At 57.9% G+C, this 26,345-nt stretch carries 14 protein-coding genes, 1 other RNA gene and 3 pseudogenes; 10 read left to right on the top strand and 8 right to left on the bottom strand.

Going from position 1 to position 26,345, the window contains the following annotated elements:
* Positions 1–3 precede the first annotated feature (3 nt).
* From AC3Z8Y_RS02720 to AC3Z8Y_RS02680, 9 genes and pseudogenes are all read left to right on the top strand, one after another.
* Positions 4–828 carry a (Fe-S)-binding protein gene (locus AC3Z8Y_RS02720; RefSeq protein ID WP_490088358.1) on the top strand — a complete coding sequence of 275 codons (825 nt, stop codon included), beginning with the start codon at positions 4–6 and terminating at the stop codon, positions 826–828.
* Positions 825–2,279, top strand: coding sequence for a LutB/LldF family L-lactate oxidation iron-sulfur protein (locus AC3Z8Y_RS02715; protein WP_490088357.1), 1,455 nt, complete (start codon positions 825–827; stop codon positions 2,277–2,279). Before AC3Z8Y_RS02720 ends, AC3Z8Y_RS02715 begins: the two co-directional genes overlap by 4 nt.
* Positions 2,276–2,947, top strand: coding sequence for a LutC/YkgG family protein (locus AC3Z8Y_RS02710; protein WP_490088356.1), 672 nt, complete (start codon positions 2,276–2,278; stop codon positions 2,945–2,947). The genes AC3Z8Y_RS02715 and AC3Z8Y_RS02710 overlap by 4 nt, the downstream gene beginning before the upstream one ends.
* Positions 2,944–5,805, top strand: coding sequence for an FAD-binding and (Fe-S)-binding domain-containing protein (locus tag AC3Z8Y_RS02705; protein WP_490088355.1), 2,862 nt, complete (start codon positions 2,944–2,946; stop codon positions 5,803–5,805). Before AC3Z8Y_RS02710 ends, AC3Z8Y_RS02705 begins: the two co-directional genes overlap by 4 nt.
* 144 nt (positions 5,806–5,949) lie before the next feature.
* Positions 5,950–6,237 carry a PA2433 domain-containing protein gene (locus AC3Z8Y_RS02700; protein ID WP_490088354.1) on the top strand — a complete coding sequence of 96 codons (288 nt, stop codon included), beginning with the start codon at positions 5,950–5,952 and terminating at the stop codon, positions 6,235–6,237.
* An 82-nt stretch (positions 6,238–6,319) separates the two neighbouring features.
* Positions 6,320–6,719, top strand: a transfer-messenger RNA (tmRNA) gene (ssrA, locus tag AC3Z8Y_RS02695).
* A 187-nt stretch (positions 6,720–6,906) separates the two neighbouring features.
* Positions 6,907–8,163, top strand: a complete 1,257-nt coding sequence (locus AC3Z8Y_RS02690; RefSeq protein WP_490088353.1) for an integrase domain-containing protein — start codon at positions 6,907–6,909, stop codon at positions 8,161–8,163.
* 954 nt (positions 8,164–9,117) lie between these two features.
* A pseudogene (locus AC3Z8Y_RS02685) lies at positions 9,118–9,617 on the top strand (integrase domain-containing protein); the annotation flags it as partial.
* A pseudogene (locus AC3Z8Y_RS02680) lies at positions 9,596–9,825 on the top strand (hypothetical protein). The pseudogenes AC3Z8Y_RS02685 and AC3Z8Y_RS02680, both read left to right, overlap by 22 nt.
* A 93-nt stretch (positions 9,826–9,918) precedes the next feature.
* On the opposite strand, the gene AC3Z8Y_RS02675 reads toward AC3Z8Y_RS02680, so the two are convergent.
* The 5 genes from AC3Z8Y_RS02675 to AC3Z8Y_RS02655 form a co-directional block, all read right to left on the bottom strand.
* Positions 9,919–10,881 (bottom strand): hypothetical protein, encoded by a 963-nt coding sequence (locus AC3Z8Y_RS02675; RefSeq protein ID WP_490088352.1) that lies wholly within the window; start codon positions 10,879–10,881, stop codon positions 9,919–9,921.
* Between the two features lie 185 nt (positions 10,882–11,066).
* Positions 11,067–14,882 carry an anti-phage protein Upx gene (gene upx, locus AC3Z8Y_RS02670; RefSeq protein WP_490088351.1) on the bottom strand — a complete coding sequence of 1,272 codons (3,816 nt, stop codon included), beginning with the start codon at positions 14,880–14,882 and terminating at the stop codon, positions 11,067–11,069.
* Between the two features lie 422 nt (positions 14,883–15,304).
* Entirely contained in the window at positions 15,305–18,406 is a 3,102-nt protein-coding gene (locus AC3Z8Y_RS02665; RefSeq protein ID WP_490088350.1) for a type I restriction endonuclease subunit R, read from the bottom strand.
* A gap of 33 nt (positions 18,407–18,439) precedes the next feature.
* Positions 18,440–19,753, bottom strand: a complete 1,314-nt coding sequence (locus tag AC3Z8Y_RS02660) for a restriction endonuclease subunit S (protein ID WP_490088349.1) — start codon at positions 19,751–19,753, stop codon at positions 18,440–18,442.
* Complete coding sequence (locus tag AC3Z8Y_RS02655; RefSeq protein WP_490088348.1) at positions 19,743–21,689, bottom strand: class I SAM-dependent DNA methyltransferase; 1,947 nt, start codon at positions 21,687–21,689, stop codon at positions 19,743–19,745. The genes AC3Z8Y_RS02660 and AC3Z8Y_RS02655 overlap by 11 nt, the downstream gene beginning before the upstream one ends.
* Before the next feature lie 604 nt (positions 21,690–22,293).
* On the opposite strand from AC3Z8Y_RS02655, the pseudogene AC3Z8Y_RS02650 reads away from it, so the two are divergent.
* Positions 22,294–22,446 (top strand): annotated as a pseudogene (locus AC3Z8Y_RS02650) (BrxR family transcriptional regulator); the annotation flags it as partial.
* Positions 22,447–22,491: 45 nt separating this feature from the next.
* On the opposite strand, the gene AC3Z8Y_RS02645 reads toward AC3Z8Y_RS02650, so the two are convergent.
* The 3 genes from AC3Z8Y_RS02645 to AC3Z8Y_RS02635 are packed head-to-tail and all read right to left on the bottom strand — an operon-like array spanning position 22,492 to position 25,890.
* The gene (locus AC3Z8Y_RS02645; RefSeq protein WP_490088347.1) at positions 22,492–22,692 is read right to left on the bottom strand and encodes a hypothetical protein; all 201 of its coding nucleotides are present in this window, start codon (positions 22,690–22,692) and stop codon (positions 22,492–22,494) included.
* Positions 22,693–22,729: 37 nt separating this feature from the next.
* Entirely contained in the window at positions 22,730–24,034 is a 1,305-nt protein-coding gene (locus AC3Z8Y_RS02640) for an McrC family protein (RefSeq protein WP_490088346.1), read from the bottom strand.
* Entirely contained in the window at positions 24,031–25,890 is a 1,860-nt protein-coding gene (locus tag AC3Z8Y_RS02635) for an AAA family ATPase (protein WP_490088345.1), read from the bottom strand. The genes AC3Z8Y_RS02640 and AC3Z8Y_RS02635 overlap by 4 nt, the downstream gene beginning before the upstream one ends.
* Positions 25,891–26,345 lie beyond the last annotated feature (455 nt).

The following is a 26,345-nucleotide window of genomic DNA, read 5'->3' as shown; positions in this document are numbered from 1 at the left end:
CTGATGAGCGAGCTTTTTTACAACGCGGCCCCGAACGCTACCCGCCTCGCCGCGCCTATTCCAAAGGCGCGTGAGTACCCGGCGAGCAAGCCTGCGCGGGTATACCTGTTCGGCACTTGTGTGGTGGACGTGTTCTTCCCTCACGCCGGGCTGGACGCGATCCGCTTGCTGGAACGCGAAGGCATTGCCGTGGATTATCCACAGGGCCAAAGCTGCTGCGGCCAGCCCGCCTACACCAGCGGCTACACCGACCAGGCCCGCACGGTCGCCGCTGCCCAGCTGGAATTGTTCAAGCAGCCGTGGCCCGTGGTGGTGCCGTCAGGCTCGTGCGCTGGGATGTTCCGCGAGCATTACAGCGCGCTATTCCAAGACGACCCGGCGCGGCTGGCCCAGGCGCAAGCCCTCGCCGCGCGCACCTACGAGCTGGCGGAGTTTCTGCTGCATGTGTGCCAGGTTGAGCTTCGCGATCAAGGCTCGCCCATCAAGGTGGCATTGCATACGTCCTGCTCGGCGCGGCGGGAAATGAACACCCATGTGCACGGCCGCGCCCTCCTTGACCAACTGGCGCAGGTAGAGCGCGTGGACCACAGCCATGAAAGCGAATGCTGCGGCTTCGGCGGCACCTTCAGCGTACGCATGCCGGACATCTCCGGCGCCATGGTGGAAGATAAAACCCGCAACCTTATCGATTCCGGCGCGGATGAAGTGATCACCGCCGACTGTGGCTGCCTGATGAACATCAACGGCGCCTTGGAAAAACAGCGCCAACCGCTACGGGGCCAGCACCTGGCGAGCTTTCTGTGGCAGCGCACCGGAGGTGGCCAATGAACAGCCAAACCCGCATTCCCGCCTTGGAAATTCCTACCACCTTCCGCGAGCGCGCCCACACTGCATTAGGCGACAGCCAATTGCGCGGCAACTTCCGCACCGCCATGGATTCGTTGATGACCAAACGCGCCCTGGCGTTTGCCGATGCCGATGAACGCGAGGAACTGCGCGTATTGGGCAATGCGATTCGCGCGCGGGCGCTTTCCAAATTGCCCGACCTGCTGGAAACCCTGGAACGCAACCTCACCCGCCAAGGCATTCAGGTGCACTGGGCCGAAACCATCGAGCAAGCCAACGAGATTGTGCTCGGCATTGTGGCGAAGCATGAGGCGCGGCAGGTGATCAAGGGCAAGTCCATGGTCAGCGAAGAAATGGAAATGAACGACGTGCTGGCCGCCAAGGGCATCGAATGCCTGGAAGCCGACATGGGCGAGTTCATCGTGCAGCTGGACCACGAAAAGCCTTCCCACATCATCATGCCGGCCATCCATAAGAACGCCGGGCAGGTGGCGTCGCTGTTTGAGAGCAAACTGGGGGTGGAATACACCCGGGACGTGGACGCGCTGATCCAGATCGGCCGCCGCGTGTTGCGGCAGAAGTTCTTCGAAGCGGACATTGGCGTGTCCGGCGTGAACTTCGCGGTCGCCGAAACTGGCACCTTGCTGCTGGTAGAAAACGAAGGCAATGGCCGTATGGTCACCAGCGTGCCGCCTGTGCACATTGCCGTGACCGGTATCGAAAAGGTGGTGGAAAACCTGCGCGACGTGGTGCCGTTACTGTCGTTGCTCACGCGCTCGGCGCTGGGCATTCCCATCACCACCTACGTGAACATGATCTCCAGCCCGCGCAAGGCCCATGAGCTCGATGGCCCGCGCGAGGTGCACCTGGTGTTGCTGGACAACGGCCGCAGCCAGGCCTTTGCCGACAGCGAACTGCGCCAGACGCTGAACTGCATCCGCTGCGGCGCTTGCATGAACCACTGCCCGGTGTACACACGGGTGGGTGGCCACACCTATGGCCAGGTGTACCCCGGCCCCATCGGCAAGATCATCACCCCGCACATGGTCGGCCTGGCGGCGGTGCCAGATCACCCCAGCGCCTCCTCCCTGTGCGGCGCCTGCGGCGAAGTGTGCCCGGTAAAAATCCCGATCCCCGCCCTGCTGCGACGGCTGCGCGAGGAAAACGTGAAGCCACCCAGCGACACGCCACTACTGCGCGGCCAAGGCAGCAAATACTCCCGCAAGGAACGCCTCGCCTGGAATGCCTGGGCCCGGCTGAACAGTTCGCCCGCGCTGTATCGCGCGCTCCTGAAAATGGCCACGCGCTTGCGCAAGCTCACCCCGGCGAACATCGGCCCATGGACCCAGAACCACAGCGCGCCCCAACCGGCGCCCCGCTCGCTGCATGAGCTGGCCGCCGAGCACCTCGCCAAAGGGAAAACCACGCCATGAGCGCCCGTGAAAACATCCTTGGAAAACTGCGGGCGAGCCTGCAAGGCACCACGCCGATTGTGGATAACTTCGACGAGGCCTTGGTCACCGCGCCTTGGTCCTACCCGCCGGAGGAACGCATCGGCCGGCTGCGGCAGTTGATGGAAACGGTGCACACCGAAGTCCACCTCAGCACCGCAGCGCAATGGCCCACCTTATTAGCGCAGCTGTTGCGCGACCGCCAACTGGACAGCCTGCTGATCGCACCGCGCACGCCCTATGGCGAGCAACTGCTCAGCGCGTGGGAAGGCGACACGCAAGCGCCGCAGACCAAAGCGTACGACCGCCCGATTGAGGCGTGGAAAAGCGAGCTGTTCGACGACACACCGGCCAGCCTTACCGGCACCCTGGGCGCCATTGCGGCAACCGGTAGCTTGATCCTCTGGCCCACCGCCGACGAACCCCGGTTGATGAGCCTGGTGCCGCCGGTGCACTTCGCGTTGCTGAAGGCCAGTGAGATCCACAGCAACTTCTATGAAGTGATGCAGCGGTTCAACTGGGCCGGCGGCATGCCCACCAATGCCTTGCTGGTGTCCGGGCCGTCGAAAACCGCCGACATCGAACAGGTACTGGCGTACGGCGCCCACGGGCCGAAGGACCTTGTGGTGCTGATTTTGGAGGACGCATGACCCTGCCCGCCCGCTTCCTCGCCCATGCACAGGCGTTGATCCCCGCCGAGCGACGGTTCGACGACCCGATGGCAACGCTCGCCTACGGCACCGACGCCAGCTTTTATCGGCTGCTGCCCAAGCTGGTGATACGGGTGGAAGCCGAAGCGGAAGTGATCAGCCTGCTCAAGGCCGCTGCGGCCGACAAGGTTGCAGTGACCTTCCGCGCCGCTGGCACCAGCCTCTCCGGCCAGGCAATCAGCGACTCGGTGTTGCTGGTGCTGGGTGACCTCTGGAACGGCCGCGACATCCGCAACCAGGGCGAGCAGATCCGCCTGCAACCGGGCGTAATCGGCGCCCAGGCCAACGCCTGGCTCAAACCTTATGGCCGCAAGCTGGGGCCGGACCCAGCGTCTATCAATGCCTGCAAGATCGGCGGCATCGTGGCCAACAACGCCAGCGGCATGTGCTGCGGCACCGCGCAAAACACTTACCACACCCTCGCCGGCCTGCGCCTGGTGCTGGCGGACGGCACCTGCGTGGATACCGAAAACCCGGACAGCGTTACGCAGTTCAGAGAAAGCCATGCGGATTTGCTCGCCACGCTAGAGCAATTGGGTGAAGAGGTACGCGCGGACGAAGCGCTCGCCACGCGCATCCGTCATAAGTACCGGCTGAAGAACACCACCGGCCTGAGCCTCAACGCGCTTGTGGATTACACCGACCCTCTGGATATCCTCAGCCATTTACTGGTGGGTTCCGAAGGCACCCTGGGCTTTATCAGCTCGGTGACCTACAACACGGTAGTGGACCTGCCCCACAAGGCCACCGCGCTAGTAGTGTTCCCCTCCGTGGAAGAATGCTGCCGCGCCGTCACCGCGTTGCGCAGCCAACCGGTCGCCGCCGTGGAATTGCTCGACCGCCGCAGCCTGCGCTCGGTGCAACACAAGCCCGGCATGCCGGCGTTCGTGCAGCACTTATCCCCAGGCACGTGCGCCCTGCTGATCGAAAGCGCGGCCGGCACCCCTGAAACATTGCAAACGCAGGTGGCGCAGGTGGTCGCCACCCTCGCCTCGTTCGAAGTGGAGCAGCGCATCGCCTTCACCACAGACCCTACGGAAAACGCCCGCCTGTGGGCCATTCGCAAAGGCACCTTCCCGGCCGTGGGCGCGGTGCGTGAAACCGGCACCACGGTGATCATCGAGGATGTAACCTTCCCGCTGGAGCGCTTGGCCGAAGGCGTGAACCGCTTGCTGGCGCTGCTGGAAAAACACCGCTACGACGAAGCGATCCTGTTCGGCCACGCACTGGAAGGCAACCTGCACTTTGTGTTCACCCAAGGCTTCAACAATCCTGAGGAAATTGCCCGCTACGAAGCCCTGATGGCAGACGTCGCCCAACTGGTGGCAGTGGAATTCGGCGGCTCGCTCAAGGCCGAGCACGGCACCGGCCGCAACATGGCGCCGTTCGTGGAGCTGGAATGGGGCACCCAGGCCTACCAATTGATGTGGGCGCTCAAGCGCCTACTGGACCCCCACGGCATTCTCAACCCCGACGTGGTGCTCAGCGAAGACCCGCACATCCACCTCAAGCACCTCAAGCCCATGCCCGCCGCCGACGCGCTTGTGGATAAATGCATCGAGTGCGGCTTCTGCGAACCGGTGTGCCCTTCCCGCGGGCTTACCCTCAGCCCGCGCCAACGCATCGTGATGTGGCGAGACATTCAGGCACGCCGGCGCGACGGGCAGAACACCACAGCGCTGGAGCATCAATTCCAATACCACGGCATCGACACCTGCGCCGCCACCGGGCTGTGCGCCGAACGCTGCCCGGTGGGCATCAACACCGGCGACTTGATTAAAAAGCTACGCACTAACAATGCAGAACATGGCCGCACGGCCAGCTGGGCCGCCGAGCATTTCGCCACGCTACTGGCCGGCGGCCGTGCTGGCTTGCGCCTCGCCAATGGCGCTCAACGGCTGCTGGGCGCGCCGCGCATGGCCCGCTATGCCGCCGGTTTACGCCGAGTGAGCCAAGCCGTGCCCCACTGGCCCGCCGCATTGCCGCAAGCGCAGGCGCCGGTTCACTTCGCCGCACCCAGCGCCGATGCTCGCCCCAGGGTCGTGTACCTCGCGGCGTGCGTTTCCCGCGCAATGGGCCCGGCGAGCAGCGATGCCGAGCAAATGCCCCTGATCGACAAAACCCGCCAGTTGCTGGAAAAAGCCGGGTACCAAGTGGTATTCCCGGAAGGCCTGGACGCCCTGTGCTGCGGTCAGCCGTTCGCCTCCAAAGGCTACCCGGACCAAGGCGAAGCCAAGCGCCAGGCACTGATCTGCGCCCTGTTGAAAGCCAGCCGAGGCGGGCTGGACCCGGTGTACTGCGACACCAGCCCGTGCACGCTGCGGCTGGTGGATAACCTATCCGCCACACGCTTGAACCTGTACGACCCGGTGCGGTTTATCCACAGCCACCTGCTCGACAAACTGGACTTCACACCCCAACAAGCACCCGTGGCGGTGCACGTGACCTGCAGCACCCAGCATCTGGGCCAGAGCCAGGCCCTGCTAGACATCGCCCGACGCTGCAGCCGCGAAGTGGTGGTGCCGGAAGGCATTCACTGCTGCGGCTTCGCCGGCGACAAAGGCTTTACACAACCAGAGCTCAATGCCCACGCGCTGCGCTCACTCAAGAACGCGGTGCAGCATTGCAACGAAGGCATCTCCACCAGCCGCACCTGCGAGATCGGCCTCAGCGAGCACAGCGGGCTCGATTACCACAGCCTGGTGTACCTGGTTGAACGCGTAACACGCCCCAAGCCGGTGCATGCCGATATGGAGCTTGTTGCGCTAAAAGAGGGCGAACACGCGGCGATCAGCTGAAACCTTGTCGTGTTAATTCGTACACAAAAAATAGAACCTCTCGGCAATTCGCGCAGTCCATGAAGTAAGCCCAACCGCGCGGGCGAACCTTGGCGCCTTGGCATTGGCCAATGAGCGTACTTATCCTTCAAAGGAGAAATGCCCATGACCCGTACCCTTCTTTCCGCCTTCGCCCTTTGCGCCGCCACCGTTGTGGCCGCGCCTGCCTTCGCCGCCGACGACCTGTGCGCCGCGAACCTGCAGAAAATCAACGACACCATGACCACCAACACCGCCACCAACCCAGCCCTGGAAAAAACCCTGCGCGGCCAGATCGACGGCGCCAAAGCCGACCAGGCCCGCGGCGACACCAAGGCCTGCATCGCCAGCACCGGGAAAATCCTGACCCAGCTGGACAACTACACCAAGAAAGGCGGCGCGGCAGGCAACTGAGCCACGACGGTGCGCTCAACGGTCGACTTTTCTGGCCGAGGGGCGTATGCTTCACAGACCTGCCGCCAATGGCTGCAGGTACGGGGCCGATCAGGATTCGACGCCGGTAACGAAACTTTAGGTGCATGCCGAGTTGGTAACAGAACTCGTAAATCCACTGTTGCAACTTCTATAGTTGCCAATGACGAAACCTACGGCCAGGACTTCGCCATCGCCGCTTAATTGCGACGACTAGAACCTGAGCTTCTGGCTACTTCGGTACCAGCAGTCGCTAGGGGATGCCTGTAAACCCGAACCGACTGTCAGATAGAACAGGATCGCTGCCTAGTATGTCGTGGACGACGCAGCTAAAACTTACACGACTCGCCCAAAGCACCCTGCCCCTCGGGCGGCCGCGGGTTAACTCAGTAGAACGGGCTAAGCATGTAGTACCGACAGCGGAGTACTGGCGGACGGGGGTTCAAATCCCCCCGGCTCCACCAAATGATCAAAAAAAGACGTCCACGGACGTCTTTTTTTGTGCCTGCAACCCAGCAAATACGCGGCCTCCAGCGCTTTTGCGGTCTTTTGAGAGTTTTTGAGTTCCAGCCGTTCGGGTATTCCAGACGGTATTCCAGCTCACCCGGTGCTAATCTTTGGAATACCGAATCAGTGCCTGAGGACAATCTCATGCCTGCTCAAAACCTCCGCCTCTCCGATAGACAGCTCAAGGGAGTCAAACCCGCGTCCAAGGATTACGTCCTTACTGACGGTGATGGTTTGCAGCTCCGCGTACGCAGCAACGGCTCGTTGCTGTGGAATTTCAACTACCGCGAACCGGTGACCAAGAAGCGCATCAACATCGGCTTCGGGACCTACCCCGAACTGTCATTGGCAAACGCACGAAAGATGGCAGTCGATGCGCGTGAGCTGCTCGCTCAGGGCATCGATCCAAAGGTGCAGCGCAATACGTTGAATGAAGCCAAGCGCGCAGAAACGGAACACACCTTCGAGAATGTGGCCACCGCCTGGTTCGAGCTGAAAAAAGACTCGGTTACCCCGGCCTACGCCGAGGACATTTGGCGGTCGCTTACGCTGCACGTGTTCCCCGATTTGAAGACAACCCCACTGACGAAAATCACCGCGCCGATGGTGATCGCATTGCTTCGTCCAATCGAAGCGAAAGGCAGCCTGGAGACGGTCAAACGTCTTAGCCAGCGGCTAAACGAGATCATGACCTACGGCGTAAACTCCGGCCTGATCTTCGCCAATCCGCTCAGCGGCATCAGGGCAGTATTCAAGAAGCCCAAGAAAGAGAATATGGCTGCGCTTCCGCCCGAAGAACTCCCCGAGCTCATGCTGGAGATCGCGAACGCCAGTATCAAACGGACCACCCGCTGCCTGATCGAATGGCAGTTGCACATCATGACGCGCCCGGCAGAAGCAGCGACTACTCGCTGGGCTGACATCGACTTTGAAAGGCGTGTCTGGACTATCCCACCGGAGCGGATGAAGAAGCGCCGCCCACACAGCATTCCGTTGAGTGATCACGCGGTCGCACTGTTGGAGTCACTGAAAACTCACAGCGGCCATCGAGAATACGTCTTCCCGGCCGATAGAAATCCGCGCACCCACGCCAATAGTCAGACTGCCAACATGGCGTTGAAACGTATGGGGTTCCAGGATCGGTTAGTCAGCCACGGTATGCGCTCGATGGCCAGCACCATCTTGAATGAACATGGGTGGGACCCGGAGCTCATCGAAGTGGCACTGGCGCACGTCGACAAGGATGAGGTGCGCAGCGCCTACAACCGAGCCGACTACATCGAGCGCCGGCGCCCAATGATGGCTTGGTGGAGTGAGTACATCCAGAAAGCCGCCACCGGCAGCCTGCTCGCCTCAGCGTACGGCCAAGTCAGAGACAAGAACGTGGTGCCGATCCGCTAGCTCTGTACGGCGCAAGAACGGCAGCAGCAACAACTGAACGTTCAAGATTCGGGGCAAACAGCCTCGCTTATCCGCTTCTCAGCACGGGTCCTTCCAAACAGGGCTGCAAAGCCGCCCTGTTTGGAAGGACCTCACTTTGAAGAGCTAAAAGCGAACACGTTGTCCAGGATTTACCACAGAATTCCACCGGTGGATAACCGCTCTTAAAGTCCAAAGTGGCGCTGAATTTCGACCCTTGACCGGGTTTATCCACAGGCGTAGAACTGGCCGTGCAAGCGCTGTCGATGACAGCAACCCAGGTGACCCGAACCTTGAAGGTCACGCCGTTCTCGCGGTGGTTCTCCCCCCAAATGGCGATTCGCATCCGGCAGCTCGCCCGGTCACCTCCCCGGTGATGGATGCCTACTTCACATCTTGGCCCTCGTGCGCCAGACAACACCTCCTACTTCGCTGCCCTGCAGCAACCTATCCGCTTGGCCGAATCTTGCGCCAACCTGCGCCCGTCTCTTTCTCCTGGAAAGAGACGGGCGCTTCTAACACTGCTGCAGCCCTGATCGCACAAGGCTTTGCGGCAACTCCACTCGTGACAATCGGCGTGACAAATGCCGAAGTCACCAGCAACAGCGCTGTAGATGATGGTGCCGCAGACCAGGGAATGGACTGCACCTGACTGACAGTCAGGCATGCCCCGGTCATCGCATCGCTGCTTGCACATGGCTCAAGATCTCGCGGCACTGGTCTCGTCAGCCAATGCAGCCTCCACCCGCCCACCGGTAACGGTGCTCAGGAGGCCAGATCATGAGATGCCCTTGCTCCCGGTCGTAAGGAGCCGCCAGTCCCGCGCTAGAGGACATTCCCCACAGGTCGCAGGGGCCTTGATCCCTGATAACACTCAGCATTCTTGGCGGGATGACGTGGGGCGAGGATCGGAGAACGGTAGATGAGGTGGCTGATATGGCATTGGTGGGTAGACGCGATGGCCGCAACTTCGGCTACGGCAGGCAGTTGAGCTACGCAGGACCGCAGGCGCTGAAAGACATGTTCGGCGGCGTCACTACGGCACGGTCAAAGCTCACAGTGATCGGTGGCAGGCATTCGTGAAGTGGTGCCGCTCCGAACAGGGGCCCGGTCTCAATGATGCGCGGCAGATTGATCGAAAGGTGTTGGCCGGCTATGCGGCGTATCTGCGCGACGTCGTTGGACGCGGTGACCTCGCCGTCAGCACCGCACAAAACCGGCTCTCCAGCGTTAACAGGACCATGGCGGCGCTTCGCGGTGATCAGTGCGTCAAATTGCTAAGTCCGAGCAAGGCATTGGGTATGCAGCGCAGCGGGGTTCGTCACGCAATCCCTCAGGGCCAGGATCGCAAACAGGTTGAGCAGATCGTCGATGCACTTTGCAGTCGTGACCAGAGACGGGCCGCCGCGATCGTATTGTTGGCGCGAGCCACAGGCAGCGCCATCTACGGCAAGCAAAGCTCATCCAAGTCGAGATATTTGAACGCTGGCAACTGGACACACCTTGGGCTTGGCGGAGAAAACATGTGACTTGGTTTCTTGAGCACCGACTAGCTGGGCGATGCGCGCTACTAGGTACTACTACCTGCTGACGGTGCGGCTCCTAGCGCGTCGTTTAGAAAAGCCATGGGTCTTCAAGTGTTGAACGACGGCCTGACTTCAATAGTCACGACCGCACAATCGCCCCATAGCAGCCGGCGCTGAGGCCTTACAATAAATGTAAAATACGGTATCAAAACTATATCCGAGTTGGATTTGTGTGCCACATGTTCTCTGCAAAAACAAAATCATCACAATTTGATTTATCAATGAAATCATTGATACGCCCAAGAATTTTTGATATATCCGCACTATAAGAAAAAGAACTTTCTGCGGGCGCTGGCGTTCTGAGATACATCTTTTTTAGTATGATAAGTGACGTAAGCGCCGAATTAATGGTAAGCGTAGCTATTCGTTCTATCGTGAGCGAATACTCACTTAATAATCCACTGATTATTTGTTTTTCCTGCGAAAAATCCAGTGAAATATGTTTGTCTGACTGCTGAAGGAAGCAGCTTATAGAGGGTGAGGCTGGGTGTGTAAGCTCGCAAAGCTTGCTATATAGTTGCATTGCTCCAGTGGCGCCATGCTGTTCTATAGCCCTAATATAGTCAGCATTAGATTTATTCGTGTGATGTGGAAGAGGAGTTGAACCTTTAGGGTGTTTGCGTGCATATGTGTAATGGATAAGCCTGTCCTCCAGCTCCTCCAGAACTATAGGCTTTGCCGAGGTGTTTGATTTGGCTGTGCGGAGATATATAAACGGAAAGCAGTTATATAAGTATTTAAGCGTGATTAATGTTGCATCATGAGCATCAGCTGTGGCTTCCAGCAGACCGCGTAGCGAAGCGGAAAAGCCTAATAAGTTATTGCTTTCTAATTGTGAGAGTGAAGATTTTAGCCAATTATTGGTTCGCGCTAGTGATGTAATGCACGTCAGGTGGCATCGTTCAAGAATCCCTATCAAGTAAACCTTGATCATTTCATTGAACTGATCCTCTTGGTGTAAGGACTGTATAGAATTTATGTCTGGCTCTAAAAAATGCGCGAAATAAGACGTCCCATTTGTCTTAATCATTAAGTCGTCTATAGCTGGACTGTAAGTATATATCAGCGTATGCAGAATTGTCTTGAGTTCATTAGGACTACTTTGACGATTCATGAAGGATTCCTTGTGTGCCAACGCATCATGTTTTTTAACTAGTGGTCTGTTTGAAGCAGTAGACACCGTTCATGGGAGAAGGCATGACTTAGTACGTATCTCCGGACTGACCGCTACGGGTCGAAAGCCCCCCCAACGAGACTGTCCGCTACCGGCCCCAGAGCGGACACTCCCGTTTCCTTCGGTCAGTATTTCAAAAGATCCTCTGGCCGCCCGACATACGTACCTTGCAGTGCAGCGATCTGCGACTGTGCGTAGGCGACAGGGGATACCCCGCTGAAAACGAGCCAGGACACCAGTTCGAGATCTTTGACTGATGCGAATCGTGCCAGGTCAGGAAGATTCTCTCGCGCTAGTGCAACACGATTCAGATGCCTTTTGAGCTTGTCCGGTTTGCCCTTAATGTCTTCACCCTGATATTCGGAGAGCTGGGAAGCGACTTCTGAGTAGTTACGAGCGAGTGAAAGGTCCTTGCATTCGACTATAAGCACTTGGTTACGATCCGGGCGCCAAGCTAGCAGATCAATATCGCCTGGATTTGTCGTCAGGTTCCTCCTCAGTATCTCAGGGAAGCTAATGCCGCGCCGAACATTCCATCCTGCGTCTAGCAGTTTTTTTTCCAATATTTTTTCGAAAGTGTGCCCCTCGCGAGCTTCCCCCAGCCATTCATCTCTCATCCGGGCAGTCCGGAAAAACTCTCGTTTGAGTCGCCCTGTATGTGCGCCGTTAAAGAGATAATGCAGAGAGTTACCCAGTTGTCCCGGCGATACGATCACCAGCGGGTCTTGGCTGTCCTCCACCTGTAACAAAGGCCTGGCTACTACGGATAGCCGTCGACCAAAGCGCCAAGGGTAGATATCAGATAGGTCAAACTCGTCGGTCACCTCATCCCACTTTGGGCGAGTTCGCAGAATGAATTGTTCGAGAAAAGCGGATGTTACATTATGGTCAAGCCCGGCTGTCTTACCCGCAAGATCTAACTGGCTCCTCTCCATAGTGAAAATTGCCGTCTGTTTCGATATGCCAATTGACTCGAGTGCATGGACGAAACGGAGGCCTTCTTCGAGCGTAAACCCCATCTCCGACTTCCAGAGTGCCATAAAGGTCTCGGTGTCATCTGCGACCGTGGTCGGGGCACAACATTCGTCCTCATCACTCACTTCTTCGAAGTCTTCCGCTTTTGCGTAATGCTGCTCGAATCTTGCAGCATGAGCTTCGAACCGCTCGTTAGTAGCCTTAGACAGCAAAGGTTCAAGCACCATCCCTCCAAGCTCGTCGCGGAAAAGAAGGTCACCTAAGGGAGATATTTGGACCTCGGCCGGCAGCGCCCCGAAACGTATAGCGTCCGACATGCCGCCGATGCGAAAAAGTAATGCTGCTTGCGCAAGGAGGCGACCAAGCGCCATGTCGGAGGGTTCAATCCCCCCCTTATTGGGGCAAGCGCAAATGGCCAGTTCGATTACTAACCTGGAGGTCAGTGCCGCACCGGCAAAACGTCCCAACTGCTTGGCGATGGTATCCTCGACTCCGTCCTCACCGACATGCAGCGCGAGGACGGCAGCGGCCGTCCGATGCCAATGATTTTCTTCGCTTCGTGCCCTTTCGCAGTTCTCAAGCAGGCGGTTGAGGGTTTTCAGACGATCAAATCTAGAAAGTTCTTCCTGCATATCATGAAGGAGCACATCTACAACGTCGATGAGGAGCTTGCCGACCGCCTTCTTACCCTGGTATTGGGCCGGAGCATCGGCAGCAACCGAACGCCAGCCTAGCCCAACTCTGGCCGCACCTGACTCGGTGTTCTCAACAGTCAGAAGGTGTCGACTCAAGGAACCACTTACACGGTCACTGAAGTCGAACGTTTTCATAATATGGAAGCTACGGGCGACGTTATTGGGAATCGCTATTCGCTCGATTTCAAGCCCTTGGTCGCTCGGTGCATCGATACGCAAAATTGTGGCAAAGGCAGTGCCAAGGGCGCGTACTAAAGCGCGTTCTGCGCGGTTGTCCGGCGCCTGGAAGCCAGCAAGATACCCGTCTTTCAGACAAACCCGTATAGCGCCCTGTTCACGGACACGCTCGATACTCCAGAAGGTATTTAGGTCAAGAGGCACCTGCTCATCCTGGAATCGACTAATATCACAGTCGCCTTCAAAGTGCAGGTAGGCCTTCACGGACTTCCTTGGTCTCTGCCCACCAACGGCTTCAACCGCCTCGCCAATTCGCCCAAGCCAAGTGCGTACCATCTTCGCTAACTCAGCAAGGAGCATGTGATCTTGAGCATTAGGTGCTTCAATCATCACCCAGAGGTTGTATTGCCCCTCATACACACAACTTAGCCGATGTGCTTCAAGGTCATCGATGGACGCATAGCACCTGCTTTCGCGTTCGGTTGGGAAGAAGTCAGCCGCTGACGGCCGCATAACACGATGCCACCTGCCGCTGTTGTCACAAATGCGGTGCCAGTCATAACCCATGTCTGCTGCCATCCGCACGTCACGAATCAGATCTGTTGGGATTGTCAGCATCAGAGGGCGCTCTGGGGTGATACGCCCTTCCGGCAGTTGATTGTGCGGAACCATATGGCCGTCGTTGGCGCGTGCCCAGCCAAGAAGGTTGAGAATGCCGTTGACATTGATTATTCGCACACCGGCTCGCGCTATTAATTCTTCGGCGTCCTGCACGCGCCAGAAAGCAAGTGCGGACATATCGGGCAGTGACCCTAACCGGAAAAAGTCTGCGCTAGTCATCCACTCGAACTGCCATTCTGCAGGTAGCTCGGGAACCGAGCCGACAAACCCTGCCCCCCAGCCACAGCCCACACGCACGACTATGCCACGCTGAAAGTCGGGGTGGCCGGCAAGTTCAGCAGCGGCTTTTGCAGCACGTTCGTCTAGGAGATTCGCTGTTTCCTCATCGAGCCGGAGCATACTGCTGAAGCCTTCATTGCTGTGCTCCTGCATGGAGGGCAGGACGAACTGAAGCACCATGAAGTGGCCCACGTCGACTGAGGAGTAGACGGTCGCCGATCGGGTTGTCTTATCCTTATCCCAGGACAACCGCATCCGCTTACCGCTACCAAACGCAGGCATTTGAGACAAAGTGCGCGCATGGACGCTAGCCAACGCCCTGTCGAGGTTGCCCAACTCTCCCTTCCGCACTGCGAACGCTATCACCGCGTGACGAAGCGCGATGGATAGAGCAGTAGGCAGCACGACGACAAGGCCATCACCTACACGAAACAACGGACGCTGCTCCAATACCCCCGCGCTGGGGGTCTGGCTAGCTAGGGTACTGATTTGTGTATGATCAAGAATAAATGGGGATAGATCAGCAATTGCGATACCAGCCGACCGTAGCATGCCCTTCGTCAAAGTGACACGTGTACGGAGAACACTCGCGTCAAGGCCATCGGTCTCAAGCGAGCCAGAGCTAGTTTGACCACCCGGCTCAAACCGACGTAGACCAGAGTTGGTGCAAATAACGTCCGAAAGCTGTAGAAGCACCTGGATGGACCGCTTAAGAGGGATAAAGTATCCCTCGTCAGGCATAGCGAAAACAATGTCGACCATCAGCTGTGTGTAAAAGCCTGAGGCCTCCCAAATTCCCTCCAGAATGCGGTAATCGCCCTTGACGTTACCAACGATTGAGACGAACACATCCTCTGCTGGATCTTCCCCAACTACACTGTTCGATGCGCCAATAGACGTATACCAGCGGCGTGCGTCGTCGACAGTGGCAACCTGAGGGCCTTGGCAGTGGATGAGGGCAAGTGCAACCAGTAACTCCAGTCGTAAACATTCTGGCTGATGTGCAGGAAGGGTTAGCAGACTAGCTAGCAAAGCCACTGTGCCTACCCGCTCAAAGTTTGCGAGTTCGGCGACAAGCTCAGCGTTATCCTTCGCGACATCATCCAAAGAGTGACTGGAAGTCGCCCAGGCTGCCTTATCGGCCATCGCCTCAAGCAGGGATTGTAAATCTGGTTGAGATAGTGAGTCGTTCACCTGCATCTCCAGGAGAAATGATTGAGCTCGCGAATTCCACGTGAAGAAGAAACAGGAGCCAGCAGCAGACATCCTCTTGCAGGCTCAAAAAATTCCCGATTCGATTCCACAGAAAGCCATAAGTAGCTGATCTTTTTATAGATACCTTATGAGGTATGTCAAAAAATCCACCGAATTCCAGCTCCGTGAAAACCGGGACATTACGGCCAACAACCGTTCGTCTGGTGCCAGATCATGAGATGCCCTTACTCCCGGTCGCAAGGAGTCGCCAGCCCCGCGTTAGAGGACATCCCCACAGGTCGCAGGGGCCTTAATCCCTGATAACACTCAGCACTCTTGGCGGGATGACGTGGGGCGAGGATCGGAGAGCGAGCGATGAGGTGACCGTCATGGCATTTGTGGGTACATACCGACAGCCAGCCCTACATCCATGCCTCACAGAGCGTCTCAGCCTGCGCCAGCACTAGTTGTGCCGCCTCCTCCTGCTGATCCGGCGGATACTTATATTTACGCAGGATGCGCTTGACCAGAAGCCGCAGCTTGGCCCGTACACTGTCACGATTACTCCAGTCCACGGTCACGTTCTGGCGCAGGCTATCGGTCAGCTCATGGGCGATCTTGGCCAGGATCTCATCGCCCAGCTCTCGCACCGAGGCCTCGTTATTGGCCAGCGCATCGTAGAAAGCCAACTCGTCATCATTCAGGCCCAGTGCATCTCCACGCTTGCTCGCTGCTGCAAATTTCTTGGCCATCTCGATCAGCTCTTCGATGACCTGGGCGGTCTCGATGGAGCGGTTCTGGTAGCGCTTGATCACGCTATCGAGCAGCTCGGAGAACTTCTTCTCCTGGGCCAAGTTGCTGGCGAACTTGCTCTTGATCTCCCCCTCCAGCAGGCGCTCCAGTAGCTCAACCGCCAGGTTTTTCTCCGGTAGGTTGCACACCTCGGCAAGGAACTCATCATCGAGCAGGCCGATATTGGGCTTGTCCAGACCGACCGCCTCGAACACATCCACCACCTCGCCGGAGACTACAGCATTGCCGATGATCTGGCGGATCGCCAGCTCACGTTCTTCGTCGGTTTTCTTTTGGGCGCTGATGTCACGCTTGATCAGCAGCACCTTGATGGCCTGTAGGAAAGCCACCTCCTCCCGAACGGCTTTGGCCTCGTCCAGGGTGCAGCACAAGGTAAACGCCTTGCTCATGGCCAGAGCATTGTCGGCAAATCGCTTCTTTCCGTCCTCCAGCCCCAGCACATGGTTGGCGGCACCGGCCAGCAGCTTGTGTCCGCCAGTCAGGAAGTCTCCGTAATCGAAGCCATACAGCAGGCTACGTAGCACATCGAGCTTTTCCTCCAGCACCGCATAGGCTTCATGGGCATCGACGGTGGGCCGCCCCCTGCCCTTGCTGGCGGTGTACTCCTTGAGGGCCACCTTCAGTTCGTTGGCAATGCCGATGTAATCCACTACCAGGCCGCCCTGCTTGTCCTTGAACACCCGGTTCACCCGGGCGATGGCCTGCATCAGGTTATGGCCCTTCATCGGCTTGTCGACGTACAGGGTATGCACGCAGGGAGCATCGAAACCGGTCAGCCACATGTCGCGGACGATCACCAATTGCAGCGGATCGGCAGGGTCCTTGAAACGCTTCTCCAGGCGCTTCTTCACCTGCCCTGGGTAAATATGCGGGCGCAGCAGTGCCTTGTCCGATGCGCTACCGGTCATGACGATCTTCACCGCGCCCTTATCCGGATCCTCATCGTGACATTCGGGGCGCAGGGCGATGATCTCGTTGTACAGGTGCACGCAAATCTCACGACTCATGGCCACCACCATGGCCTTGCCGTTTTGCGCCTGGTTGCGTTCCTCGAAGTGCGCCACCAAATCGGCCGCCACGCTCTTGATACGCGGCTCGGCCCCCACGATTTTTTCCAATGCGGCCCAGCGCGACTTCAAGCGTGACTGCTGATCCTCCTCCTCATCCTCGGCCAGCTCGTCGACCTCGTCGTCGATATGCGCCAGCTCCGAGTCTTTGAGAGACAGCTTGGCCAGCCGCGACTCATAGTAGATGGACACGGTGGCGCCATCTTCCTTGGCCTGCTGCATGTCGTAGACGTGGATGTAGTCGCCGAACACCGCACGGGTATCACGATCTTCGCTGGACACCGGCGTACCGGTAAACGCCACAAAGGTAGCGTTAGGCAGAGCGTCGCGCAGGTGCTGGGCATAACCCACCTGATAGCGAGCACTGGCCTCGGCCACCTTCAAGTCCGGCACCTTCAGCGAAGCACTGAAGCCGTATTGGGTGCGGTGTGCCTCGTCGGCCACCACCACGATATTCGAGCGCGTGGACAATACCGGGAAGCTGTCTTCATCCTCGCCCGGCATGAACTTCTGGATGGTGGCGAAGACAATGCCGCCACTGGGTCGGTTGACCAGTTTCTCGCGCAGATCACCGCGGGTCAGCGCCTGTACTGGTTGTTCACGCAGCAGATCCTGCGACAGCGAGAACACGCCGAACAGTTGGCCATCCAGGTCGTTGCGGTCGGTGACCACTACGATGGTCGGGTTCTCCATCGCCGCTTCCTGCATCACTCGGGCGGCGAAGCAGGTCATGGTGATGCTCTTGCCCGAGCCCTGGGTATGCCAGACCACACCGCCCTTGTGCGTGCCGCCGGGGCGCGAGGCGCTGACCACCTGCTGGATCGCCGCACGCACGGCATGGAACTGGTGATAGCCGGCAATCTTCTTCACCAACCGGCCATCGTCCTCGAACAGCACGAAGTAACGCAGATAATCCAGCAAAAGCGCCGGCTGCAACACCCCACGAACTAGCGTCTCAAGCTCGTTGAACTCACCCAGCGGATCGACCGTAGCCCCATCGATGGTGCGCCAGCGGGCGAAGCGCTCGATATCCGCAGACAGCGAGCCCATGCGCGCCTCGCTGCCATCACTGATCACCAGAATCTCGTTGTAATGAAAGACGTCCGGAATCTGCTCCTTGTAGGTCTGGAGCTGGTCGAACGCTTTGACCAGGTCGGCATTCACATCCGCCGGGTTCTTTAGCTCCAGAAACACCAGCGGCAGGCCGTTGACGAACAGGATGATGTCCGGCCGGCGTGTGTGCTTCGGCCCCTGAATGCTGAACTGATTGACCGCCAGCCACTCGTTGGCCTGAACATCCGCCCAGTCGATCAGCCGTACGAAATCGCCGCGTGTCTCGCCGTCAACCTGGTACAGCACCGACACACCACTGACCAGCAAGCGATGGAACAGACGGTTGGCCGCCAACTGCACAGGCATCCCCAGCTCCAGCACCTGACGCAACGCATCCTCACGTGCGGCCAGCGGCACCTTGGGATTGAGCCGGGCAATCGCCTGACGCAGGCGCATGGTCAGTAACACATCGCGATAGCTGGCGCGCTCCGGGTTATCACCGTCGTGGGCGATATCCGGGCCGTAGAGATGAGTGTAACCCTGCTCGCAGAGCCAGCCGAGGGTTTCCTGTTCCAGTTGGTCTTCGGTCATTACACAGCCTTACCTTGATAGGTTCTGGAGGCATCACGAGGCCACCTCGGCTACCAGCGCTTCAGCTTCCGGCAGATGCAGTTGACCGGAGATCAAGCGGGGTAGGAGGGTGTCACGGAGTTGGGTGAGGCACTTGATTTGGCCACGCTGCTGATGGATTTTTTCGAATAGAGGGCTAACTACCTGGGAAAATTTTTCCAAAACAGATGTGGACGGCACTAAAACTGATATTTCCCTCAATGCCTTTAGCGACAAATACTTCTGTGTCGTACCCGCAAGGCGCGCAAGCAAATATCGCTGCATACCCGCAGAGCAGAGCAAAATATACATATAGTGACTAAACAGCGGGAACTCGGACAACTTAAATAAACCAATATTCTTAATCGCAAACTCCGGCGCATCATCAAGAACAATTGCAGGAACTCCAACCGTACCGATCATTGTGATAAGCACATCCAAGCGACCAACCTTGCTCCTTTTAGATATAGAAAGATAATCATCAGCCGCAATCAAATATGCATCACCAGCAACTATTTCGCCGCTAGTTATATGCCGAGTTGTAATTAGTGGATAACCTGACGAAGAAGGTTTTGGAGAGTCATGGGTACCGTCTCGTACGTCCATGATGTTTTTACAAGCCGTAACACGCCACCCCTTCGGCACCAAGCCTAGTTCGGACTCTTCGAAGCTATCGGGGAACAGGGCGGCAGCGGCGTCCATGCTTTCCGGCTGGCGGCATTCGACCTTGGCACGCACAGGGTCGAAATCGACAAACCAGGATTTGAACAGCGCCTGGGCGATGGCTTCCAGAGTGGTGTTGGTTTCGCGCAGGAGGGTGATACGATCGTCGATAGCTCTTAGTGTTTCTACCGCTGCATCTTGAAGTTCTCGATCAATTAACTCGACGGAGAAGGCACCCAATTGCTTGGCATTAGCCCCCGGTTGTGCCGACCCACTCCGGACTGCCGATACGTACTGCCGGAACCGTTCAGACCTCAATTGATAACCAACAAAAAAGGGGTTAACTCGAGATGCATCTGGGCGAAAACGTATCAAGTAAGAGGCAAAAACCGCAGAAGGAGGCTCCGTTGTCAGCTGTGCATTCTCCCCCGTCGAGTTACCTGTACGTGCGATCACAATGTCACCAATCTCAAGAGCATATTTCTTAGTATTAGCCTCAGTAGCCTGACAATAAGGCACTTGACTCCAGTCAAGCGTGCCACCCTGAATATCGGTGATGCGCAAAAACTTTGGGCCTACAGCCTCACTTGTCGCGCTCTCTGTATATCCATAGCTAACATCGCAACAGATATCAGCGAGGCTTGTATAGCTCACCTCAGAACTCATACCCCAGCCCCCCCAGCTTCTGCCAGATCAACTGATCGAGTTCCGCGCCCTTCTGCATCTGCTCGCCCAACTGCTTTGTCAGGCGCTGCATTTTCTCGGCAAAGGCTTCGTCGTCTTCTTCCACCTCTTCGGCACCGACATAGCGGCCCGGGGTCAGCACATGGCCGTGCTCGGCGATTTCCGCGAGAGGCACGCTGCGGCAGAAGCCGGGGATATCCTGGTATTCAGGCAGCGCGGTCGTGCACTCGGCCCCGCTGTCCAATGACTCACCACGCCAGGCGGCGACGGTGGTGGCGATACGCTCGATTTCGGCATCGCTCAGTTCGATCTGCACTCGGCTGACGCTGGCGCCCAGCTTGCGCGCATCAATAAACAGCACCTGGCCGCTGCGGTCAATGCCGCCGGTGCTCAGGGCATGGCGCTTGTCCTTAGCGAGGAACCACAGGCACGCGGGAATCTGGGTGTTGAAGAACAACTGGCCAGGCAGCGCCACCATGACCTCCACTACGTCGGCCTCGACCATGGCCTTGCGAATGTCGCCTTCGCTGTTCTGGCTGGAACTCATCGAGCCGTTGGCCAGCACGATGCCGGCACGGCCGTTGGCCTTGAGGTGGTAGAGCATATGTTGCAGCCAGGCGTAGTTGGCGTTGCCTTGCGGCGGCGTGCCGTATACCCAGCGTGGGTCGCCATCGAGGCTGCCGTGCCACCAATCGCTGATATTGAACGGCGGGTTGGCCAGCACAAAGTCAGCACGCAGATCGCTGTGCTGGTTGCGCACAAAGGTGTCTGCCGGCTCCTTGCCAAGGTTGAAGTCGATGCCACGAATGGCCAGATTCATCGCCGCCAGACGCCAGGTGGTGGGGTTGGACTCCTGCCCGTAAATGGACACATCACCCAGCTTGCCGCCGTGGGCTTCGATAAACTTCTCCGACTGCACGAACATGCCGCCACTGCCGCAGCAGGGGTCGTAGACCTTGCCGTGATGCGGGTTGAGCACTGCCACCAGGGTTTTGACGATGCTAGCCGGGGTGTAGAACTGCCCCCCCTTCTTGCCTTCAGCACTGGCGAACTGGCCGAGGAAGTATTCGTACACCTGGCCGAGCAGGTCGCGGGCCTTGCTGCTGTCGTCACCAAAGCCGATGGTGGAGATCAGGTCCACCAACTCGCCCAGCTTGCCGTCCGGCAATTGCGCACGGGCGTAGCGCTTATCGAGGATGTTCTTCAGCCGCAGGTTTTCCGCCTCGATCGCAGCCAGGGCCTCGTCGATGCGCTTGCCTATATCCACCTGCTTGGCGGCGGCGCGGATCGACTCCCAGCGCGCCACTTCCGGCACCCAGAATACGTTGACCTCGCGGTAATAGTCGCGGTCTTCCAGTTCGGCGTTGAGCGCCTCGGGATCGTCATCGCCCAGATAGTAGTCGTCGTTTTCGTCGGTGAGTTTGCGCTCCAACTCAGCACGGCGGCCGGCGAAGCTGTCGGAGACGTACTTGAGGAAGATCAGCCCGAGAACGATGTGCTTGTACTCGGCGGCATCCATATTGGCGCGCAGCTTGTCGGCTGTGGCCCAAAGGGTTTTCTCCATGGCCTCGATACTGGTGGCAGCCTGTACTTTGACCGCCTTGGCCTTACTGGCTGCCGCTTCGGCGACATAGCTGGCGGATACTTCGGCCACCGCCGGCTCGAAACGCTCGCGCGCCTTGCTCAGCGCCTGCGCCGCCAGGCTGGCACCTGCGGCCTGGGCGCGCAGCACGGAGCCGCCACGCCCGCGGCCTTTGACCAGCACACCCTCACCGATCAGCGCGTCGCGCGATTCCCAGAATTGCTCTTCACTCAGGCCGGTGAACTGGCTCTTGAGTCGCTCATAAAGGGCCTGATTGCCGATGCTGCCGCCATCTTCCGGTACTGCTGCCAGCAACGCCTGGGCCAATTCACTCATGCATAACACTCCCATACCGTCCACCATCAGATGGGCCGGCCAATACTCAAACGGTCAATGAACAAACGAGAGAGAACCTGAGGAAGCCTCAAAACAGTGCTTTAATGCACCGCTTCATTCAGAGAGCCATCCCTGGGCCACGCAAGCTGCCATCATTTTGGAATGCGCGCCACCTTATCGGCTGGCAGAGCACGGGTAAAGCGGTGGCCTGATTCCCAGGGGTATTTCTGAAACACCACACTAGGAGCCCCTGACCTGCGAGCCCAGGGGCAACAATCAGCAGCGCGTCCATTTGCTTGATAGATTCGGCCCCGATTCGTTTTTGGGGGCGGTTCTCAAAATGCACCGTCCATCGGAATCCAGGCCACGCAGCGTTCCACCTGGTATTCCAAGCAAGTTGACCAATCAATTATTAATTAGACAAAACAGTTAGGTATCCACTCGTTTCAGATTACCCCGGCTCCAGCAAATCCGAGAAGAAGGCGCCTTTCGAGGCGCCTCAGGTTGCTAACATATCCCCCGCTTTTTAGCGGGGGTTTGTGTTTTCTATGTATCGGGCTTTTAAAAGGTCGACCTTTCGACTGGATAATGCTCATTTCCGGTGGATGGCACGCTGGAGATTCTGACCCGCCAGACACTGGTGAAGTATGTGCTTCAGCGGTATCAGATCGACCCGAAGAAGCTCGACCCTAAGCCCGAGGCGCAGCAGATCTGGGTGAAGAACCTGAAGGCGCTGAAGGCTTGGTTGTATGACTAACGGGCTCAGGGGTGGCCTTGGTAGGGATACCCGCGAAAAGCCCAGCTATCGAGAAACCATGCCGAAGACCGCTAGACCAGACGCCGCAGCAGCGATCAAGATCAGACCAACTACCAGGATCGGGTTCCACACAGCCTTAACCCTGATCAATTCCAGCTCGGCATTCAACTTTGCTATTTCAGCGTATAGCTTTGCTGTTTCCGCAGCCATGAGGGCTTCCGATGCAGATTCCTTCGTTGTGTCCATTTCTCGTCCTTCTATGTCATTCAAATAGGATGCTCGCTTAAACAGCGCTGACGGCCCGTGGCAAATCACGAATGCACCGGGAGAACCCCACGCTCTCTATACCAACCAAGGCATCAGCATCCAGGTCGAAGGGCATCACCCACAGCCTTAACGAGGGGCTGAAATCAAAAGGCGGAAGCGCAAACTGAAAGCTGGCAGACCTCGGAAAGATCAGCGCCATCTCGCCGCAGCCGCCAAGGTATTTTTGCCCATACGCAAACAGCTGATAGAAATCCGCTTGGCTTAGGCCGTAGTTGCCGGCCCGATTGAACGCCTGTAGCCGCTTCCATTTTGTGTCCAATACCCAGGCCTGGCGCCCGCATTCCAGAAGGAAGTCTGGTGCCAAACGAAACATCGAGCCGTTCATATGGCTGCACAGGCTATGCCGCGCCGCCTGCGTGGTTAGCCTAGCACCAGGTGCCAACTGCTCACGCAGCCAACCACCGACATAACTCTCGAACAGCCTTTCCATTGGGAACAACAGGCTGATACCTCGCCATTGGCCCCGTACTGCGAGTGGCATCTGCTGGTTCAAGATCAGCTCGCACCAAGGCTTTACTGCTTGGTAATGGGCCATCAGGCGATCCTCGCTCCAAGCTCGCAAGTCGCGGCTTACCTGCCTGCTTGAAGGGATCTCTGCCAATAGGGCCCGCAACTCATTGGCAAGGCGCCAGTTCGAGGCGTCTTGCGTACTCTTGGCTACTGTCTCAAGCGCCAGCTTTAGCAGGCGATTTTCGGCACGGTCGGGAAGGAATACATCGTGGCTGATCTGAAAATGATGCTGGCGCCCTGGAGGCTGGCGCATTTGCTTCACGGCGTTGAGCTGACCGCGGAGAAAGAGCCGCTCCTCCTCCACTCGCTGGTAATCGAACCGTACGCCACGTTTTACCAGCACATCCAATTCAGCCAGGAACTGCCTCATCACCCACTCGCTGAGTGGCGCATCGAAGCGCTCTAGGCTGGCAACGGATACCTCACGGGGTTTTAGGTGCAAGGCTCGTTGAATCAGCTTGCGCAGCAATTGCCGACTACTGGCCAGGCAGTCGCCTTCTTCATGGTGCTTCGGCAGGATTTCGAGGCGAGTACCACAGGGCGTTTCGACTACTCCTACATAGGCATCCCACTTCAACGTGCGCCTGCCTTCCAGCTGTAACAGCGAGGCACCGTTGGCCTTGAAGCTTGCACTCAGTTCACATAGCCAATCGAACGCGCTAGAGGTGACCTGAGCCAAGTCCAACGAGTTTTCCACTGCCGCCGTAGTAAGCCGACCGTACTCGCGAATCGAGACCGAGTGACGACTCACTGACCGCCGCCCAAGACGTTCAGGTAACTGTCGATTGAGCTAAACGCAAGCGGGTTAAGTTGCCAACGTTGGTCGTTAAGCCGCCCCGCGATCGTAGCGCCAAACAGCGCTTCGAGGCCAAGCCCAGCCGACGGTCGCTGGACGAAGGGTTGCGTACCATTGTTCTCGGCCTGCTGGTCGTTCAGGACCCATCCAATGCGTTCCCAATCTTCGAAGAAGTACTCTTGAAGCAGCGGAAGGACTTGGTTGCGGAAGATCGTTGCTAGGCGTTCTAGCGAGTTGTCCGCCTTGAGCGGGAAGAAATAGGCGTGGCCCAGGCAGTGGTCTCGGTCGAGCAGCACCTCTATGCGCCGATTGATTGCTCTTAGCAATTGCCCGATGACCACTCCCTCAACGCTCACATCGTCTAGAAGCTGAGGCTGAGGCGGCATTTCGAGGAAATTGAAACGACGACGCAGAGCGATGTCTAGCCCAGCCAGGGACCGGTCAGTGGTATTCATGGTGCCGATCAAATAAACATTGTCGGGCACGCTGAAGCTTTGCTTCGAATAGGGCAGCACCACCGACAAGGCTTCCTCGGCTCCGGCGCGCTTGGAAGGCTCGATCAAGGTAATCAGCTCGCCAAAAATGCGCGATACATTGCCCCGGTTGATTTCATCGATGATGAGCACCCGAGCTTCCGGCGGGGGCGCGGCTGCTGTCGCGGGCGCTTGGGGAGCGGCGAGGTATTCAACCAGCGGAGCGAGGATATTGTTGTAGCCGTTGACCAGAAACGGTTCCAACGCCGCGCTAGGTAGCTTGGCCATTGCGGACTTATCGCGAATGTCTTGGATTGAAATAGTGCCCAAGCGCACCGCATTGGCCAACTCGCTCAGCATCGTCATAGAGAAGCCTAAGAGATTGCCGTTGGGCTTTCGCAATTCGAGTAAGTCATCTGTCGCGCGGACCACTTGGTAGTCCCGGCCAAACACCTGGCCAATCTGGAACCCCGTTACCGTTGCGTGCGCGGCGCCCAGCAGTAGCTCCAACTTGCTTCGGTTCAGTGTTGGGGCACGCAACTCATACAGCGTCATTTGGCTAAACTGACCGTTGAGCAATTCGCTGTGCGGCAGAGAGGGGCTGTACTGACGCAGCCATTTGACCCGCCGCATCTGCGAGTAACTTGCCTCCAACTCGCTATGCGCCCTGAACTCGTACCCGCCTGTCACCTCGCCTATGGCGCGAAACTTAAAATTCCCATCGGACACCACGATGAGGTCGCCCACTTGGATGCGAGTAACGAAGGCCGTGACGCTAGTGATACTGTAATCGGTCGCCGGATTTTCCGGGATGAACCCTGCCTGCGCGAAGCGCGCCTGCACGTCCGAGCGACTGGCACACCCGCTGAAATCGATAGTGTCCCCCCAGCCCAGTAGCACATACCCACCGATGAGGCATTCCTGGTAAATGCTCGCGTCTTCGCCAAGCGTGTTGCCAAGGGACATTTTCCAGATACGGCGCTGCCCTAATTCAATAGGGGCCGCCGCTTGACTAGTCACCTTTACCGCAGCCGCCTCGCACAGCGATTTGAACACCCCATCTACCACGTCATAGCGCAGCTGCTGAGTGACTTCATCGTTGGACGCACGCAACCCTTCGACAAAGTCTTCGTAACTGAAGCTCTGGTGGAAGGTCACAAAACGAATCCGCTCCTGCTGCACCAACTCGTCGAAACGACGCTTGAGCGCGGCGCGGCTCTCCTGCTGTTCCAGCAGATACGCCGGATCGAGCACTTCCAGCGCAGCGTCGATAGTGGCGTAGGTTTTACCCGTGCCCGGCGGCCCAAAGAGGATTTGGTTCTTTGGAGTAGTGGTCATGCGCCGTCATCCATAGTTACTTCTGTTGAACGCCTTAGGCGTCGTTTCGAGGCCTTGCGTATCAGCCAGGCTCATCCTTGGAGCGTGAATGATGGCAATGTGCAGCAAAACATTTTGTAACGCAATTATATGGAAGCGGCGCAGGGGCGTAGTGGGCTCTTACCCCATGCCGTCACCGTGACGGTTAAGCCAGGATGCGGAGTTGCAGTGGGATCAATGGGTAGGTTGCTGGAGGGTGAAGCATCGGTAGAAGGAGCCGCCGCTCCATAGATGGCCTCCTACTCTGTGGGAGCGGCGGGGCCGCAATCACGCGGCAGGTTGCAGAAATGACTATTCGCGAGCTGTCGCCCGCTTCCTACCGGGTCCGCTGCAGCCCGAACAGCTTTGTTAGGCCAGGGTGCCTATCGCGGTTATCTAGCGCAGCGGTAACAGCTGTGTCTGCGGTACACGCTGAT

The organism is Pseudomonas sp. 3MAES_34.3B, from assembly GCF_058145875.1.
Note: the sequence above shows the minus strand (reverse complement) of the source record. Positions and strands in the feature narration are given on the sequence as shown.

Bases quoted from the DNA above. Each gene is read 5' to 3' on its own strand.
- AC3Z8Y_RS02720 (WP_490088358.1), top strand. From the start codon at position 4: ATGAGCGAGCTTTTTTACAACGCGGCCCCGAACGCTACCCGCCTCGCC.
- AC3Z8Y_RS02715 (WP_490088357.1), top strand. From the start codon at position 825: ATGAACAGCCAAACCCGCATTCCCGCCTTGGAAATTCCTACCACCTTC.
- AC3Z8Y_RS02710 (WP_490088356.1), top strand. From the start codon at position 2,276: ATGAGCGCCCGTGAAAACATCCTTGGAAAACTGCGGGCGAGCCTGCAA.
- AC3Z8Y_RS02705 (WP_490088355.1), top strand. From the start codon at position 2,944: ATGACCCTGCCCGCCCGCTTCCTCGCCCATGCACAGGCGTTGATCCCC.
- AC3Z8Y_RS02700 (WP_490088354.1), top strand. From the start codon at position 5,950: ATGACCCGTACCCTTCTTTCCGCCTTCGCCCTTTGCGCCGCCACCGTT.
- AC3Z8Y_RS02690 (WP_490088353.1), top strand. From the start codon at position 6,907: ATGCCTGCTCAAAACCTCCGCCTCTCCGATAGACAGCTCAAGGGAGTC.
- AC3Z8Y_RS02675 (WP_490088352.1), bottom strand. From the start codon at position 10,881: ATGAATCGTCAAAGTAGTCCTAATGAACTCAAGACAATTCTGCATACG.
- AC3Z8Y_RS02665 (WP_490088350.1), bottom strand. From the start codon at position 18,406: ATGACCGAAGACCAACTGGAACAGGAAACCCTCGGCTGGCTCTGCGAG.
- AC3Z8Y_RS02660 (WP_490088349.1), bottom strand. From the start codon at position 19,753: ATGAGTTCTGAGGTGAGCTATACAAGCCTCGCTGATATCTGTTGCGAT.
- AC3Z8Y_RS02655 (WP_490088348.1), bottom strand. From the start codon at position 21,689: ATGAGTGAATTGGCCCAGGCGTTGCTGGCAGCAGTACCGGAAGATGGC.
- AC3Z8Y_RS02645 (WP_490088347.1), bottom strand. From the start codon at position 22,692: ATGGACACAACGAAGGAATCTGCATCGGAAGCCCTCATGGCTGCGGAA.
- AC3Z8Y_RS02635 (WP_490088345.1), bottom strand. From the start codon at position 25,890: ATGACCACTACTCCAAAGAACCAAATCCTCTTTGGGCCGCCGGGCACG.